The sequence below is a fragment of the Haloactinomyces albus genome, assembly GCF_031458135.1.
GTDB classification, from domain to species: Bacteria; Actinomycetota; Actinomycetes; order Mycobacteriales; family Pseudonocardiaceae; genus Haloactinomyces; species Haloactinomyces albus.
This window is the reverse complement of the sequence record NZ_JAVDXW010000001.1, coordinates 1,907,158-1,921,971: the sequence shown is the minus strand read 5'-3', so window position 1 is coordinate 1,921,971 and position 14,814 is coordinate 1,907,158. Positions and strand designations below refer to the sequence as shown.

Genomic DNA, 14,814 nt, shown 5'->3' with positions numbered 1-14,814 from the left:
GTGGGTCGTGTGTGGAGTCGGCTCCGCGCATCGGCGGTTGGCCGAAGGCGCCGACCGTGGGTCGACCGGTGCATCGTGGCAGGTGTCGAATTCGCGTCGGCGGCACTACGCCGCGAAGGAGGTGCCCAGGGCCTCGAGGAACGATCGCGCCCAGCGATCGACATCATGGGTGAGCACTTGCCTTCGCAACGCGCGCATCCTACGGCGCCCCTCCGCCTCATCGATCTCGAGGGCGGCGAGTAATGATTCCTTCACCCCATCCAGGTTATGCGGATTGACCAAAAATGCACTCGTAAGCTCGGCCGCGGCCCCGGCGAACTCACTCAGCACGAGGCTTCCGCCCAGGTCACTGCGGCAAGCCACGTACTCCTTGGCCACCAGATTCATCCCATCGCGCACCGGGGTGACGACCATGACGTCAGCGGCGCAGTAGAACGCGGCCAGGTCCTTGCGGTCCACCGAGGTATGCAAATAATGCACTGCCGGGTGACCGACCCGCCCGAACTCGCCGTTGATCCGGCCGACCTCCCGTTCGATTTCCTCACGCATCTGCTTGTAGTGCTCGACACGTTCGCGGCTGGGCGTGGCGACCTGGATCATGGCCACGTCCTCGACCGTGATGTGCCCCTCGGCCAGGAGTTCGTGCATAGCATTGAGACGAACGTCGATGCCCTTGGTGTAGTCGAGCCGGTCCACGCCGAGCATGATCCGGCGCGGATTGCCGAGTTCGGCACGGATCGCCTTGGCACGCTGCTGCACCTCCTTGCTGCGGGCAAGCTGATCGAGATCGGAGGAGGCGATCGAGATCGGGAACGCACCGACCCGTACCGTGCGGTCGCCGACCTGCACCACGCCGGGGCGTGACCGCACCCCGACCTGAGCCCGGCTCGGTTCGAACCCGGCCAATCGCCGCGCCAGCCACAGGAAGTTCTGCGCGCCCCCGGGCCGGTGGAATCCGACCAGGTCCGCGCCGAGCAGCCCGCGCACGATCTCGGCGCGCCACGGTAGCTGCATGAACAGCTCCACCGGTGGGAACGGGATGTGCAGGAAGAACCCGATCCGCAAATCCGGTCGCAGCTCACGCAGCATCGCGGGCACCAGCTGCAGCTGGTAGTCCTGTATCCACACGGTCGCGCCTTCGGCGCTGACCTCGGCGGCGGCTTCCGCGAAACGCTGATTCACCTGCCGATAGTTCTCCCACCAGGAGCGATCGAACACCGGTGGAGCGACGACGTCGTGGTACAGCGGCCACAGGGTCGCGTTGGCGAATCCTTCGTAGTACTGGCGGAACTCGGTCGAGGACAGGCGCACCGGATGCAGGAGCAGATCGTTGTTGGTGAACGGTTCGATGTCGATGTCGGCGACACCCGGCCACCCGACCCAGGCCCCCTCGCGCGCCCGCAGGAACGGTTCCAGTGCCGTTACCAGTCCGCCCGGGCTGTGCTTCCAGCGCTCGGTGCCGTCCTCGAGACGCTCCAAGTCCACGGGCAGCCGGTTGGCGACGACGACGAAGTCCGCACGTGCCTTACTCACCGGTGTGCCTCCTTGATCGGCCCGAACACTTGCTTACCCATCGGCGAGGTTAACCAATCGTGATCAGGCCCGCGTGGTTCGTGTGGTGCAACACAGTCGAAAAGTCAGTCGAGGCGGCGGCGCGTGGGCCGCAACGGCCCGGACATCCGCGGTCCGGCCATGCGGCGCTCCAGACGGCCGAGCCGGGTGCGCACGGGCTGCGTCAGGTATTCGCCGAGCACCACTCCGGCACCCAGGGCCAGACCGGTGGCCGCGGCCAGCATGAGCGTGGACATCCCCGCCGGGTCGCCCTGCACGGACAGCTCGTACAGACCACGGTAGGTGGACAGGCCGGGCAGCAACGGCGCCACGCCGGACACGGCGATCACCAGGGCGGGAATGCGCAGCCTGCGGGCGATGATCCCGCCGAGAAAACCGACGACCGTGGTCGCCACCGCGGAGGCGAGGATGGTGCTGAGGGTGCCCAAGGTCATCACCGCGTACACCGAGGCCGCGACCGCACCGCCTGCTCCGGCGACGACCAACGGTCTCGGCGGTGAGTAGCTGGCCAACGCGAAGCACGCGGAGGTGGAGGCCCCGGCGATGGCCTGCACGGGTAACTGCAGCACCGGATAGCCGATCTGTGCGCTGCCGATGTCCTGCAGTTCGATGCCGCCTCCGATGGTGTCCGCGCCGAGTATCCGCGTCGCCGAGTACAGCGCGAGCACGACTCCGGAGATCAGCCCCGCGGAGGTCAGGGCGAGTTCGGCGATACGTCCCGCGGCCGTCACGTTGTAGCCGGTGATGGCATCCTGCATGGAACCGACCACGGTCATTCCGGACAGCAGCACGATGATGTTGGCGGCCACGGCCAGGGCCGCATTGGCCAGTAACCCGGTGGCGACGCTGGCCAGCGCGATACTCGTGGCGATCGCCCCGCCCACCGTCTGCTGGAAGAAAGGCGGCAGCGCGCGCTGGTTCAGCAGGCGCCCCACCCGGTCGACCATCGCGGTGGCGGTGGCCGCGACCAGTGGCAGCATCGGACTCGCGCCGCCACCGAGCAGTACCGACAGCGACGCGGCCATGCCCGCCCAGGCGAGAGTGGCGACCCAGCGCGGAAAGGGATGCGGTGCGGTGGTGATCCGATCCAGTTCGGCGTAGGCGTCGGAGGCGCTGATGCCGCCGTCGGTGATCCGCCGGACCAGGTCCTCCACCTCCGCCAGGCGCGTGTAGTCGAGCGAGCGGTTGCGCACCACGCGCATCGAGGTGATCGGCAGAAACTCGGTCCCGCGGTAACAGGAGACCGTGACGGACGTGTAGATCACGTCCACTTCACAGTGGGGCATACCGTAGGCATTGGTGACCCCCGTGATCGTGGCGCTGACGTCGGAGGCGCCCGCACCACTGGCCATCTGGACCTCTCCGATGCGCAGCCCCAGGTCCATGACCAGATGGACTGTGGACTCGTCGGGGAGTTCCGGGCCGAAAACGACGTGGCGAGTCCCGGCCGTCTCGGTGGACTCGCGCCGCCGCAGCACACCACGGGCGCGCTGCGTGATTCCCACTCCTGTCCTACCCCCTTGTTTCGGGGCCCGCTTGGCGGTGCCGGGTTCCTGGCTCTCTCCCGGGGCATCGGCGTTCACACACGCACCGTTGCACCCATGGCAGGTGGCGTCCATCACGGACGCGGGGAACATTCTCGTCGGGGGTGCGTCGAGGTGATCACACGGGCTTCGTCGCAGGTGAAAAGACTGCCCGGGAAAGCCGAAAGCGGTTCGGAACGGATGACACACCGGGTGGACGAGCCGGCTCGGTGGAGCGCCTCGCCTGCCCGGAGTTCCGAGCGGATGCCGGGCACTGTGGCGGGCACTGTGACGGCAACACCCCGGCTGCTTCACAAGGCGATCGACGGACCGCTTAGGATGTCCCTGCGCGACGCACAACGCGCGTGCCGCTGTAGCTCAGTTGGTAGAGCGCCCGCCTTGTAAGCGGAAGGTCAGGGGTTCGAGTCCCCTCAGCGGCTCCAGGGTTGACCAGCGAGAACGCCGCTCCGAGCACTTTGGAGCGGCGTTCTCGCTTTACCGGGGGCTCAGTTCGGGTCTCAGTTGCCCTCCCAGAAGTAGGAATTCAGGCGCTCGGCCACGTCGCGCCGGACGGTCTCGGTGACGTGCATGTAGCGGTGTTTCATGGTCACGCTTGACCACCCCATGACTTCCATGACCGTGCGGTCAGGCACGCCGAGGATGAGCAGCACCGTCGCGGCGGTGTGCCGGGCATCGTGGAGCCGAGCCTCCGCCACTCCGGCCTCAGCCAAGAGCGCGTGCCATTCCGCGTAGTCCCGGCGGGGATCGAGTGCCTTCCCGTTGGGCTGGGTGAAGATCCGTCCGCTGTCGTGCCACTCACTCCCGGCGTGCTGGCGTTCGGCTTCCTGCTGGTCGCGGTGACGCTGTAGCAGCTCGAAGAGCTGATCGGGCAGCCCGATCAGGCGGCGGCCCGCCCGTGACTTCACGTCGACCTCGACCAGGCCCCCGCCGTGCCGCTGTGGACAGTTCCGGGCGTGCTCGGTGCAGTCCGGTGGGCACGGTGGCGGACACGGCCGGGTGTGCTGCTTACAACCGTCCTTGCATGGCTCGGTCTTGTGGTACTTCGCGCCGCAGGTGTGCGGGTCGGTGCAGCCGTGTTGCCACTTCTGCCGCTGTAGTGCCTTGCGGATACGCAAGGTGCGGTTCTGCTCGTTGAGGTTGTCCCACTTCAGCCCGAGCGCTTCACCTTGCCGACAACCGAGCGCGAGCGCGATCACGAACCGGACACCGTTACGGCGGTGCAGTGCGGCCCGGAGGATGCGCTTCACGTCATCGGAGTCGATAGGCTCGATCTCTTCCTCCTCGATGCGGGGAGGCTTGGCCAGAGACACGGGGTTGCGTCCGAGGTGGCCGCGCTTCTCGGCCTCACCGAGCGCGGTGCGGGCCGTGCGGTGCACCTGGTGAGCGGTGGCAGGTTTCAGACCGGACTTGGTGAGCTTCGTGTACAGCTTCTCGAAGTGCTCCGGCCGGATCTTGTCGAGTCGGTGAGCACCGATGCCGGGGATCAGGTGCCGGTAAACGGCCGTGCGGTAGCCCTCCAGAGCCTTGTACCGAATGGAGGGAGCCGCGATGTTCTCGACCCAGTGCTTCAGCCACGCCTCGACCGTCCACGGCTTACCGGGCTTGCGCACCGTCCCGGCTCGCCGCTGCTGTTCCAGCTCCTGGAGTGCGTCGACTACCTCTCCTTCGGTCTTGCGCTTGACGTGCCGGCGGTCGGGCCTGCCGTCGTCACGGACTCCGACGGTGATGCGGCCGTGCCATTTGCCGTCAGCTTCGCTGTAGTAGATGCTGCCTGCTCCGTTGGGAGCGCGGCCTTCGTCGCGGCGCTTGCGGGCCATCGTGCGGTTCCTCCCTTAGTTACTTTCTGTGTCTGGATGTGGGCGTGCGAGGGGAAGCTCCTAGCGGGTGTGCCGGGGGTCTGAACTGGCCTTTTTCGGTTCTTGTTCTGGATGTGGTGAGCTGCCTCGCTAGCCGCTAGTTCGCTGGTGTAGGTGGGTGCGATGTTGCTAGCGGGGTCGCTAGGTCTAGCGGGTGTGGGCGCTAGACCTAGCGACCGTGCTGGGCTGGTCGACTCCGACTTTTCGCTACGCTGCGTGCTGTTGAGTGCTCAGGAGCTGGACGTAGGCGTCGAGCGCTTCGATTGGGACACGACGGGCGCGGCCGATCTGTACGGAGTCGACGGCGCCGGTTTTGATGAGCTGGAACATGGTGGTCCGCCCGATGGACAGGCGGTGTGCGGCTTGTTCGACGGTCAGCAGGGAGCGGGGTTGTTCGTCGGTCAAGCGGTGGGTGGTCATGGTGGTGCCTCCTGGCTTGCGGCGACGAAGTACGAAGGAAACGAAGAAAACGAACTTGCTCGTCTGCGAGGCGACTCCGAAAGGTGCGGCGCAGTGCCCGAAGGGAGCGCCGAAGAGCGCGAAGGGGGCGAAGGGAGCGGCTATTTCGGGGTCCTGCTCCCTTCGCACTCTTCGGGCAGATACCAGGTCCAGCCGCCGCGCATTCCGTCCTTATCGGCACCGAGGCGGAGGCGTTTCTTGGCTCGCTTGAGCTGGTCTTTGCTGTAACCGCCCTCGTGGCCCTGCCCGAAGATGGTCTTGACCGGGGCGGAGCCGCCCTGATCGGCGAGGTAGTTGCGGAGCCAGGTGTCGAGTTCGTGGCGTTCGTCGGCTTCGTCGTCGTTCTGGCCGGTGTCGGACAGGATCGTTTCCACGTGGGCGGTGGTCTCGCCGAGGAAGCGCAGCCGTCCCCACTGGCCGGGGCCGTCGGTGGTGGGCAGGGTGACCGGCTCGACCAGATACCGCAGGGACGGTAGGTCGAGGCTGCCGAGGTTGTTTTTGACCTGTGAGAGCACACAGGACCCGTCGTCGGCCTCCGGGTCGCGGGCAAAGGCCACGGCTGCCCGGGCCACGGCGGAGAATGCCCGCGAGCCGGTCACGCGGGACAGGACGTCGGTGCCGCTGGCCTTGTTGAAATGGGCCAATCCGAACACCGCACACCCGGTCTCGTCGGCCAACCGGGCGAGTGGTTCAAGGGCGGTGCGGAGTTCTTCCTGGTTGACGTTGACTCGGCTGTCCACGGCTGAGATCAGCGGGTCGAGCACGAGTAGGCCCACGTCGGCGGCGGTGATTTCGGCGGCCAGCTCGTCGCAGTCGCGCGGCAGGGTCAACGGAAGGGTGGTGCCGCCAGCGGTGGTGACCTCGACTCGGTATACCCGGTCGAGGTCGGCTCCGGCGGCGTGCAGCCGCGGTGCGATGGTGGCTTCCCAGGAGTCCTCGGTGGCGGCATAGACCACGCCCTTCGGGGTTCCGTAGTCGACTCCGTCGAGGGTGCCGAGGGTGATCTGGGCGGCCAGCCAGGAGCAAAACAGCGACTTGCCGATGCCTTCCCGCCCGGGTCCGAGGGTGATCGCACCGCGCGGGATGCGCCCTTCCCAGGTCCAGTAGGTCGGCCGGATAGGGATCTGCGAGGCCCGAGTCAGGTGCAACCGCCGGACCGGGGTCGACTCGGCGGAGTCGGTCCGGTCCGGGGTCTCCGGGTGGGGGTCTCCGGCCCTATCCCGATGCTGCTCATCGGTGCTGTTCGTGCCGGTCGTGAGCCCGGGTTCGGGATCGGGGACGGCCCGCAGTCGGTGACCGGGCTCGCCCGGACTCGGCGCGGACGTGTGAGGCGTTGTCATGGGGTGTCGGCTCCGGTTCGTCGCGATGGTGACTCCGGTCCGGTCGTCCCCGTTCAGGCGGGGAGTAAGGCTCGGAGTAAGGGACGTGGTTCCGGTGGTGTCGGTGCTGTTCGGAGGGGCCGAAAGGGGAGCAGGGTGGGCCTGTCGGAACGGCTCTGACAGGCCCACCGGGTCGGTCAACCCTCGATCGGGGGTCGACTCAGTTGGGCCAGAGGTGGTCGGGTGCGGTCTCGATCGGGTGGACCTCGGCTCCGCCCTGGTGGGCCGTCAGAAACGGCACCAGGGCGGCCACGCGGGACTGGACCAGGGTGTAGCGCTGCCGGTCGAACATCGGTCCTTCGTTGTCGACGAGCCGGGTCATGCCGTGTTCCAGGTCTCGGAGGTCCTGTTCGGGCATCCGTCCGGCGACTCGGCCGATGTAGGTGGCCAGTTGCCGCAGCGAGGCCTCCCGCAGTTGGGCGTGGCTGATCGGCACCGCGTACAGCAGGGTCCGCATGGTCAGTTCGGTGATCTGGGTCTGAGTGCTCATGAGGCCACCCCCGTGGCGGTCGGTGCGGCGTGGTGCTGGGTGCGAAGCAGCCGCAACCACGTGCCGGTGCTGGTTTGCCGACGCGGACCCCGTTCGACGTGCGGGGCGCTGTCGTCGGCGGGTTCCTCGGGAGTGGTCCCGGTGAGTACGGCGCGGGCCTGCTCGATGAGCTGTGTGTCCGGTTCCGGGTGGCTGATGCCCAGTTCGGCGGCCGACAGGCCGTAGCACTGCTCCAGCAGGCCCACGGCCCAGCCGGGCACGTTCTGGTAACCGTTCTCCCAGCGGCGCAGACCCCGCTTGACCGTGTCGGCCCCGTAGGGGTGCTCGCCCCGGTCGGTGGCGATGCGGCGCAGCTCGCGGACCACGTGGGCAGCGCTCCACTCCTGGGCCAGCCGGGCGGCCTTGAGCCGGGTAAGAGTCTGCTCGGTCATGACCGCACACCTCCGGCCAGCTCGTAGCGCGTGGACGCCAGGGGCTGGCCGTAGAGTTTGTCGACCCGGGCGCGGAGCATGGCAGCAGTTTCGGCCCGTTCGCTGCCAGGGGGCAGGTCGTCCATGACCGCCAGGGCGGCGGCGATGGCCGTGCCGCCCTCGGCGAACAGTGTTTCGACGACCATCATGTGGGCGAACTCGTCGTCTTCGAGTTCCTCGATCGCCATTCCGCCGTCGACCAGGATCCACAGGGCGGCGGTGACATCTTCCAGCGAGACCGGCACGGTCATCGACACCCGCATGGTGGCGGGGCTGGTGTTGCCGTCGCGGTGGGTGGGGATGAACTCGACCGGGCGGCCATCAACGTGGCCGGTGGCCTTCCTCGACTGCGGCATCATCGTCAGGCCACCTCCCCGATCTGCTCGTCGCCCTCAGCGGCTGACGCGGTGCCGAGAACGTAGGAGTCGTAAGCAGCCTGCGAGCACGCTTCCTCATAGGCCCTCAGCGCGTGCTCGGGAATCCGCAAGGTGCCCTTACCAGTGCCCAGCTTCAACGCGTCCAACTGGCCGGACTCAATCGCCCGATAGATCGTGTCGACCGAGACGTCGTAGCGCTCGGCTACTGCCTTGACGCGGTACATGCGCGTACCCTTGTCCTGCATCGTTACTCCAGAAACTTCGATGTGCGCTCCGTCCGGTGTTGCCGCACCGGGCGGAGCTTTTCTTGCGGCTTCTACGTCTGCTGCGAAGTGAGCGACTGAAGCTGTCGCCAATACTATCGACGACATTGGCGATGTCAAGTCTTGTCCTGAGGTTTCTGCGAAAGCCCTGGTAGGGCTAGGATTGTCGACGAAACCAGCAACCCGGGGAGGGTCGATGCCGAAGGACTGGGCCGCCGTGTCCGAGGTGATCAAGCGCCGTATGGGCGAGCTCGACATGACACAGCAGGAACTCACGCGGCGGGCCGACGTCGCACCGATGACCGTGCGCGAGCTCCAGAACAACCTCAAGCCACGCAAGCGCAGTGCGCGCACCCTTGCGGCCATCTCGGAAGCGCTGGATTTGCCCTCGGACCATCTCTCGTCGGTGCTGGAGAGTGAAGAGCCCTCGGACTCCGGTGGTACGGATTCGCTCCGCGTGGAGCTGGAACAGGTCAAGCAAACGCTTGCTGACCTGGCAGAACGCCTTGAAATCGTCGAGCGTCGGCAAGCTGCTGACGACACTCGTCCTTGAGCCGTACTGCCCGCAGAAGCAGCACGCGGACAGTGGCAACGCTCTTCCCGCAGTGATCGCGGTTGCACCATGCTGGGCCTCCCGTGGTCCGTGCGTCTGTAGCGACATGAGCAGCATGGAGCGAAACGGGAGCCGGACCCCGGAAAAACTTTCCGGGGTCTACCCGCCGAGGGGTTGGAGCCTGGACTCATGCGCGGAATGACAAGCTCACTGACCATCGGAGAACGCATCGCGTGGTACCGGCGACGTCGAGGGATGCCGCAAGAAGTACTGGCCGGACGTATCGGCCGCACCGTCGACTGGCTGAGCAAGGTGGAGAACAACCGGATCGACCTGGACAGGCTGTCCGTCATCCGAACTCTCGCCGAAGCACTCGATGTCACCATCGGCGACCTCATCGGCGAGCCGACGCTACTCGAATGGAACAAGGAGAGCGGGACGAAGACAGTTCCCGCTCTGCGTGCTGCTCTGATGGACTATCGCCAGCTCACGCCCTTGCTCGGCGGAGCCGAGAACGACAGCGAGCCGCCCGAGCTGGAGACCCTTCGTCAGGGAGTCGGCGACGTATTCGCGGCGTACCAGGAATCGCGCTACGGCTTCGTGACCGGGCGTACTCCGCTGCTGCTGTCGGATGCCGCACTCGCAGCTCAAGCGCACGGCTCGGAGGGGCGCGAACTGCTCGCGCTCAGCTACCAAGCAGCCACGTCGGTTCTGACCAAGCTCGGTGAGGTCGATCTCGCTTGGATCGCTGCCGAGCGCGGGCTGAACGCTGCTCAGCAGGTCGGCAACCCGCTGATCCTTGGCTCGCTGTTCCGCTCGGTGACTCATGCGCTGCTGTCGACCGGTCGGTTCCCGGAAGCCGTGCAACTGACCAGGACGGCCGCCGATGTGCTCCAGCCCAGTGTCGGCGAAGCCGGTAGCGCGATGCTCTCCGTCTACGGTTCGCTCTTCCTCGCGGGCTCGATGGCAGCGGCACGTTGTGACGACCGGTCCAGTACGAGCGCCTTCCTGAGTGAGGCTCAGGAGTCCGCAGACCGGTTGGGCGGTGACGGTAACTACCTTTGGACAGCGTTCGGGCCGAGCAACGTCTCCATTCACAGGGTCGCGACCGCGATGGAGCTGGGAGACGTTCAGGTCGCGGTGGATGTCGGGCCGACCGTGGACACGTCGGCGCTTCCGCTCGAACGGCAGGTGCGTCATGCCCTGGAAACCGCCCGCGCTTTCAGCGCCTGGAACCGCACTGACGAAGCCCTATCCATCGTGCTCGATGCCGAGCAGCGCGCGCCTGAGCAGGTACGGCACCACTACCTGAGCAGACAACTCGTCCTGACGTGGATGCGTCAGCAGCGCGGTAAACCGTCGCCCGCACTCGCTGACCTGGCGCGGCGTCTCAAGCTCTCATGAACGTAGCTGGATAGGGTCGCAATATGGAGTCCGTAACACAGAGGTTCGCCACTCCTCGCGTGGCCGCCGGTGCGCTGTTCGTCAGCGCCTCCGGAAAGGTCTTGCTCGTGCGCAAGACCTACGGCAATCGTTGGGACATTCCCGGAGGCTACGTGGACGGTGGCGAGTCACCGGCCCAAGCCTGTAGCCGAGAGCTGGCCGAAGAAATCGGACTCCAGCGCCAACCGCGCCGAGTCCTGGCCGTCGACTGGGCACCGACCGAGCACGACGGCGACAAGCTGCTGTGGGTGTTCGACTGCGGCGATCTCGCGGACGACGAACACCGTATTCAGCTCGACTCGAACGAGCTGGACTCGTGGGATTGGGTACCTGTCCACGAACTTGACGACTATCTGATCCCTCGCTTGGCTCGCCGCTTGAAGCAGGCTCACGCTGCCCATGAGAAGGGATGCATGGTCTACCTCGAACACGGCGAGCCAACGATGGAGTGAGCGAAGGTATCGAGTGCACGTTTCATCGAAGGGTGCGAAGGGGGTAGGCCCCTGTGTAAGCCGCTCCCTTCGCACTCTTCGCTCCCTTCGGCGCTCCCTTCGGGAACTTCACTTGCTGCGCGCTGTGAGGGAGGGAGTGCCTCGTCGGGATGTGCGCCCCTGGCTGGCAGGCCCCGCACCGGGGTGGTTCCCTGCCTTCCCTCGTTCCCTGTCCGGGGTGTTGCCGCAGCTCATCCCGAGGGAGTCGGCCCAGGGAACCGGACAGGGAAAATTCCCTTACCGACGTGTGATTCCCGTACCGGTTCCCTGTCTCCTCGGGGTCTCAGTTCGGGTCTCAGTCCACTCCAGTACGGACCCGTTCACCAATGTTCCAGCCATACCGATGACCAGCACGAACGGACCTGAACGGCCCACGGTGAACTGACTACCCGGGAACTTGTAAGCGGAAGGTCAGGGGTTCGAGTCCCCTCAGCGGCTCCACAGGTAAGCAGGGAAAATCCCCGGTGGAAGATCCACCGGGGAGTGCTGCTGTAGCAACGGCTGTAGCAACCGGCTCATTCAAGATGGTCCTCCAGCTTGGCAAGGGCCTCTCGCTGTTCCTCCACCGAGGCATGGGCGTAGATGCCCATCGTCACGCGCGTATCCGAGTGCCCGACGATCCGAGCCACGATGTGCGGCGGTACTCCGATGTCGAGCAGCAGGCTCACGCACGAGTGCCGGAGGTCGTGAAATCGGGTTTCCGGATGCCCGATGGCCTTGCGGAGCACGTGCCAGCTTCGGCGGAGGTTGTCCGGCTCGATCGGTGTCCCGATCGTGCTGGTGAACACGAGCCCGGAGTCCATCCAGGCCGTGGCCTCTGCCTGTTCCCGTTGTTGCTGAGCGAGATGGGTTACCAGAGCTCGAACACAAATACCCGGAAGAGGGACGGTGCGCTCCGAGGTCTCGGTCTTGGTGGGGACGAACTGAAGTTCGCCCTTGACCCGCTGCAAGGTCTGGATGATCTGTAGCGTGCCCTCTTCGAGATCGACATCACTCCATCGCAGGCCGAGCAGTTCTGCGCGGCGCATGCCAAGGTAAAGCGCCAGCACGTACAGGGCGTGCAAGCGGTCGTTCTGGGACTCCCGGAGGAGCTTCTTGGCGTCTTCGAGTTCCAAGCCCCGGTTGATTCGATACTTGGGCGTTTTGACCTGTACCAGCGTGGCCACGTTGCGCATGATCAGTTCCTCGCGCATGGCCCCTGCTGTAGCGCGTTGCGCAGCACTGCATGGACGAACTGGACCGTGCGCACTGACAATCGTTTGCCACAGCACTGGCCGAGGGCACAGCATCGCTGATTTTTCGGTGTTCGTGCGGCGTCGATGCCGTCCGAGCAGCACCGGCAGTCGGACTCCAGGCGAGTGAAGAAGGCCTTGACCTCAGGGGCTTTAAGCTGAACCAACTTCTTCTTGCCCAGACCGGGCATGAGGTAACGCCGAACCACGCCCTCATACCCCTGGTAGGTCTTGGGACGGCGCATCCGGACGACGTTCTCCAACCAGTACTCGAGGTATTGGCCGAGCGTCCAGGATTCCGCCGCGACCGGCACACCCCGATCCGATCGGGTAATCGCCTCCCGGAGCTTGCGATCCACAATCGCTTTGGTCTTGCCCGAGACCGTGATCCGCTTGCGATGCCCGGTTGTGGTCAGTACGTAGGCAGCACCGACCCACATGCCGTCCTTGCGCTGATATACCGAGCCTTGTCCGTTCGAGCGCTTCCTACCCTTGCGCTTGTCCTCAGCCATCAGGCACCTCTTCCAACAGGTGGTTGATGTAGTTGTCCACGGCCTGACGCGGGATGCGACGAGCACCGCCGATCTTGACCGAGGCCAGCTCACCCGATCGGATCAGATCGAAGACCGCCGTGCGGACCACGTCGAGGAGCTTGGCGACCTCTTCCACGCGGTACAGGAGCTTGGTTTCCACTGCGGACACTTCCTTTCCTTTGCGGTTACTGGGTCATCTCTTCGTGGGCGGCTTGGCGTCGCTCGCGGGCTTGGGCAGCTGCGGTGTTGGCGAGTTGGGCGTCTGCGCTGGTGTGCCAGCCGATTCCGGCGAAGTGCAGCTGTCCGAGGGTGAGGATGTCGGGCTCGTCGCCGGGCTCGACGGCCTCGGTGGGCGATTCCTCAGATTCGGGACGGTTCCAGTTCCGGCGGGCGGCGCGGAGTGCACCGAGGGTGGTGGAGTAGCGGCGGGATTTGGTGGAGAAGTGTCCGCCGAAGCCGAGTTGGTGTGCCCAGCGGTGCAGCCGTGCCCAGTGGTGTTGGAAGGTGATGCGCTCGGTCACGTCGTCATCGAGGTAGGCGAGCCCGTCGGGGAGTTGGCCGAGGTACCAGCAGGCGGCGATGAGCCGGCCGGGGTGGGTGCATGTCGGCGTGATAGCCCACGGTTTCGTGCGTCAGGCGGCGGGAGACGTGGCCGGTGTCCTCGGTGGCCTTGGTGGCGTACTTGGCCAAATAACCCGCGACCGCGCCGTCGGTGAGGGCGCCATTGTCGTCGGTGTCGCGCACGGTGAGTTTGACCTGGCGGGTATCGATGGAGCGGTCTCCCCAGCTCATCGGCCAGCCCTCGGGCTGATCCGGGTGCGCGGGGGTGTGAAAGCTGGTCGAGGCTGCCGCTTGGCGGATGGTGTGCTCGAAGGTGGCCGGGTGCACCCGTGGATCCGGGGGCACGATGGCGGCCGGGTCGTGGGGATCGACGCCGTCGAGGCGGATCAGGGCGTGGAAGTGCACCACCCCGCGCGTTTGGAACTCGGCGACCTTGGCATACGAGACGCGCAGCTTCGTAGCGTAGTCCTTGGCTGGTGTTCTGTCCTGAGAGGTTGGGAATGCGGTGGGTGGGTGGGCCGCCGATGCTGGTGTGGTGTCGGTGATGGTTGTACCAGTGCAGGAAACCGGGCAGTGCGGCGCGTCGGGCGGTTTCGCTGGTGTAGGCCTCGGCGTAGGCCCACTCGTCGAGCAGGATGCGGTTGAAACGCTCGACCTTGCCGTTGGTCTGTGGCCGGTAGGCGCGGGTGCGCAGGTGGCGCGACGCGGTGGCGGCCACCGCTGCGCGCCAGGCGTGTGAGCGGTAACAGGGGCCGTTATCGGTCAGGACCCGCTGGATGTCGGTGATGCCTTGGGCACGAAACCACGCAGCGGCGCGGCCCCAGAATGCGGCGGCGGTGTCTTTGGTTTCATCCGCCAGGATCTCGCTGTAGGCCAGCCTGCTGTGGTCGTCGACGGCGTTGTGCAGGTAGCCGTAGCCGAGCACGGGTTTGCCGTCTCGGCGCTGGGTGCTGCTCGTGCGCTGACTGTAGCGCGTGCCCACGGCCCGCCCGTGGATCTTGTGCCCGCCGCCGTCGGGAATGTTGCCGAGTTTTTTGACATCGACGTGCACCAGCTCGCCCGGCGCAGCCCGCTCATAGCGGCGGATGACCCGGCCGGTGGCGCGGTCCAGCGCACGCAGCCGGGCCACCCCGTAGCGGGTCAGCACTCGGTGCACCGTGGAGACCACCAACCCGAGGAATCCGGCGATGCGGGCCGGACCCCACCGGCGCAGCACGCGGACTTTGATGATGCGCCGCTCGGTCCGCGTTGGCGTGCGCCGCGGACTGGTGCGGGGGCGACTGGAACGGTCGACCATGCCCGCCTCGCCGTGGGCACGATAGCGATCCGCCCACCGCTTGGCCGTACCGACCGCGACCTGGAATCGCTCCGCGGCCCGGGCCAGCGGCCAGCCGTCGTCGACGACACACCGGGCCAGCCGCAGCCTGCCAGTCTCGGTCAACGGGGCGCCTGCGGTGACACACGAGGACCTCCAGAGCGTTCGGTGCAGATTGTGGTGATCCACACCGAACCCGGAGGTCCTCCCTTACTCCAAGACCATTCCCTGGCGTGTCGCCCGTTCACAACCTCCGTGGCCAGTACACCTAGATGC

The 14,814-nt window shown here is 66.3% G+C and carries 13 protein-coding genes, 1 tRNA gene and 3 pseudogenes; 4 read left to right on the top strand and 13 right to left on the bottom strand.

Features of this window, described 5'->3' with window-relative positions; genetic code table 11:
- Positions 1-105: 105 nt before the first annotated feature.
- Together JOF55_RS09015 and JOF55_RS09010 are read right to left on the bottom strand one after the other, a co-directional pair.
- On the bottom strand, positions 106-1,533 hold the full coding sequence (locus tag JOF55_RS09015; RefSeq protein ID WP_310272444.1) for an alpha,alpha-trehalose-phosphate synthase (UDP-forming): 1,428 nt from the start codon (positions 1,531-1,533) through the stop codon (positions 106-108).
- 104 nt (positions 1,534-1,637) lie between these two features.
- Positions 1,638-3,077, bottom strand: a complete 1,440-nt coding sequence (locus JOF55_RS09010) for a threonine/serine exporter family protein (RefSeq protein WP_374727432.1) — start codon at positions 3,075-3,077, stop codon at positions 1,638-1,640.
- Positions 3,078-3,462: 385 nt separating this feature from the next.
- Between JOF55_RS09010 and JOF55_RS09005 the strand changes: the two genes are divergently transcribed.
- A tRNA-Thr gene (locus JOF55_RS09005) sits at positions 3,463-3,538 on the top strand.
- Positions 3,539-3,613: 75 nt separating this feature from the next.
- Here JOF55_RS09005 and JOF55_RS09000 read toward each other — a convergent pair.
- The 7 genes from JOF55_RS09000 to JOF55_RS08970 form a co-directional block, all read right to left on the bottom strand.
- Positions 3,614-4,933: a tyrosine-type recombinase/integrase gene (locus JOF55_RS09000; RefSeq protein WP_310272439.1), complete on the bottom strand. Its 1,320-nt coding sequence runs from the start codon at positions 4,931-4,933 to the stop codon at positions 3,614-3,616.
- 246 nt (positions 4,934-5,179) lie between these two features.
- The gene (locus JOF55_RS08995) at positions 5,180-5,560 is read right to left on the bottom strand and encodes a helix-turn-helix domain-containing protein (RefSeq protein WP_310272437.1); all 381 of its coding nucleotides are present in this window, start codon (positions 5,558-5,560) and stop codon (positions 5,180-5,182) included.
- Positions 5,533-6,771: an ATP-binding protein gene (locus tag JOF55_RS08990; RefSeq protein WP_310272435.1), complete on the bottom strand. Its 1,239-nt coding sequence runs from the start codon at positions 6,769-6,771 to the stop codon at positions 5,533-5,535. The genes JOF55_RS08995 and JOF55_RS08990 overlap by 28 nt, the downstream gene beginning before the upstream one ends.
- A 199-nt stretch (positions 6,772-6,970) precedes the next feature.
- Entirely contained in the window at positions 6,971-7,300 is a 330-nt protein-coding gene (locus tag JOF55_RS08985; protein WP_310272433.1) for a hypothetical protein, read from the bottom strand.
- Complete coding sequence (locus JOF55_RS08980; RefSeq protein WP_310272431.1) at positions 7,297-7,731, bottom strand: hypothetical protein; 435 nt, start codon at positions 7,729-7,731, stop codon at positions 7,297-7,299. The genes JOF55_RS08985 and JOF55_RS08980 overlap by 4 nt, the downstream gene beginning before the upstream one ends.
- Complete coding sequence (locus JOF55_RS08975) at positions 7,728-8,129, bottom strand: hypothetical protein (RefSeq protein WP_310272429.1); 402 nt, start codon at positions 8,127-8,129, stop codon at positions 7,728-7,730. The genes JOF55_RS08980 and JOF55_RS08975 overlap by 4 nt, the downstream gene beginning before the upstream one ends.
- A gap of 2 nt (positions 8,130-8,131) precedes the next feature.
- Positions 8,132-8,392 carry a helix-turn-helix transcriptional regulator gene (locus JOF55_RS08970; protein WP_310272427.1) on the bottom strand — a complete coding sequence of 87 codons (261 nt, stop codon included), beginning with the start codon at positions 8,390-8,392 and terminating at the stop codon, positions 8,132-8,134.
- A 214-nt stretch (positions 8,393-8,606) separates the two neighbouring features.
- Here JOF55_RS08970 and JOF55_RS08965 point away from each other — a divergent pair, with 214 nt between their 5' ends.
- The 3 genes from JOF55_RS08965 to JOF55_RS08955 all read left to right on the top strand — a co-directional run bounded on the left by JOF55_RS08965 (position 8,607) and on the right by JOF55_RS08955 (position 10,858).
- Positions 8,607-8,963 (top strand): helix-turn-helix domain-containing protein, encoded by a 357-nt coding sequence (locus tag JOF55_RS08965; RefSeq protein ID WP_310272425.1) that lies wholly within the window; start codon positions 8,607-8,609, stop codon positions 8,961-8,963.
- A 189-nt stretch (positions 8,964-9,152) separates the two neighbouring features.
- On the top strand, positions 9,153-10,367 hold the full coding sequence (locus JOF55_RS08960; RefSeq protein WP_310272423.1) for a helix-turn-helix domain-containing protein: 1,215 nt from the start codon (positions 9,153-9,155) through the stop codon (positions 10,365-10,367).
- A gap of 23 nt (positions 10,368-10,390) precedes the next feature.
- Positions 10,391-10,858 carry an NUDIX domain-containing protein gene (locus tag JOF55_RS08955; RefSeq protein WP_310272421.1) on the top strand — a complete coding sequence of 156 codons (468 nt, stop codon included), beginning with the start codon at positions 10,391-10,393 and terminating at the stop codon, positions 10,856-10,858.
- A 554-nt stretch (positions 10,859-11,412) separates the two neighbouring features.
- On the opposite strand, the pseudogene JOF55_RS24745 reads toward JOF55_RS08955, so the two are convergent.
- From JOF55_RS24745 to JOF55_RS08930, 4 genes and pseudogenes are all read right to left on the bottom strand, one after another.
- Positions 11,413-12,641, bottom strand: a pseudogene (locus tag JOF55_RS24745) (tyrosine-type recombinase/integrase).
- Positions 12,634-12,831 carry a helix-turn-helix domain-containing protein gene (locus JOF55_RS08940; RefSeq protein ID WP_310272416.1) on the bottom strand — a complete coding sequence of 66 codons (198 nt, stop codon included), beginning with the start codon at positions 12,829-12,831 and terminating at the stop codon, positions 12,634-12,636. The pseudogene JOF55_RS24745 and the gene JOF55_RS08940 overlap by 8 nt, the downstream one beginning before the upstream one ends.
- Positions 12,832-12,847: 16 nt before the next feature.
- Positions 12,848-13,676, bottom strand: a pseudogene (locus tag JOF55_RS08935) (replication initiator).
- Positions 13,677-13,704: 28 nt separating this feature from the next.
- Positions 13,705-14,712, bottom strand: a pseudogene (locus JOF55_RS08930) (IS481 family transposase); the annotation flags it as partial.
- Positions 14,713-14,814 lie beyond the last annotated feature (102 nt).

What these genes read in the sequence shown, in the direction of transcription:
- JOF55_RS09000 (WP_310272439.1), bottom strand. Translation starts at nt 4,933, where the DNA reads ATGGCCCGCAAGCGCCGCGACGAAGGCCGCGCTCCCAACGGAGCAGGC.
- JOF55_RS08990 (WP_310272435.1), bottom strand. Translation starts at nt 6,771, where the DNA reads ATGACAACGCCTCACACGTCCGCGCCGAGTCCGGGCGAGCCCGGTCAC.
- JOF55_RS08985 (WP_310272433.1), bottom strand. Translation starts at nt 7,300, where the DNA reads ATGAGCACTCAGACCCAGATCACCGAACTGACCATGCGGACCCTGCTG.
- JOF55_RS08980 (WP_310272431.1), bottom strand. Translation starts at nt 7,731, where the DNA reads ATGACCGAGCAGACTCTTACCCGGCTCAAGGCCGCCCGGCTGGCCCAG.
- JOF55_RS08975 (WP_310272429.1), bottom strand. Translation starts at nt 8,129, where the DNA reads ATGATGCCGCAGTCGAGGAAGGCCACCGGCCACGTTGATGGCCGCCCG.
- JOF55_RS08970 (WP_310272427.1), bottom strand. Translation starts at nt 8,392, where the DNA reads ATGCAGGACAAGGGTACGCGCATGTACCGCGTCAAGGCAGTAGCCGAG.
- JOF55_RS08965 (WP_310272425.1), top strand. Translation starts at nt 8,607, where the DNA reads ATGCCGAAGGACTGGGCCGCCGTGTCCGAGGTGATCAAGCGCCGTATG.
- JOF55_RS08960 (WP_310272423.1), top strand. Translation starts at nt 9,153, where the DNA reads ATGCGCGGAATGACAAGCTCACTGACCATCGGAGAACGCATCGCGTGG.
- JOF55_RS08955 (WP_310272421.1), top strand. Translation starts at nt 10,391, where the DNA reads ATGGAGTCCGTAACACAGAGGTTCGCCACTCCTCGCGTGGCCGCCGGT.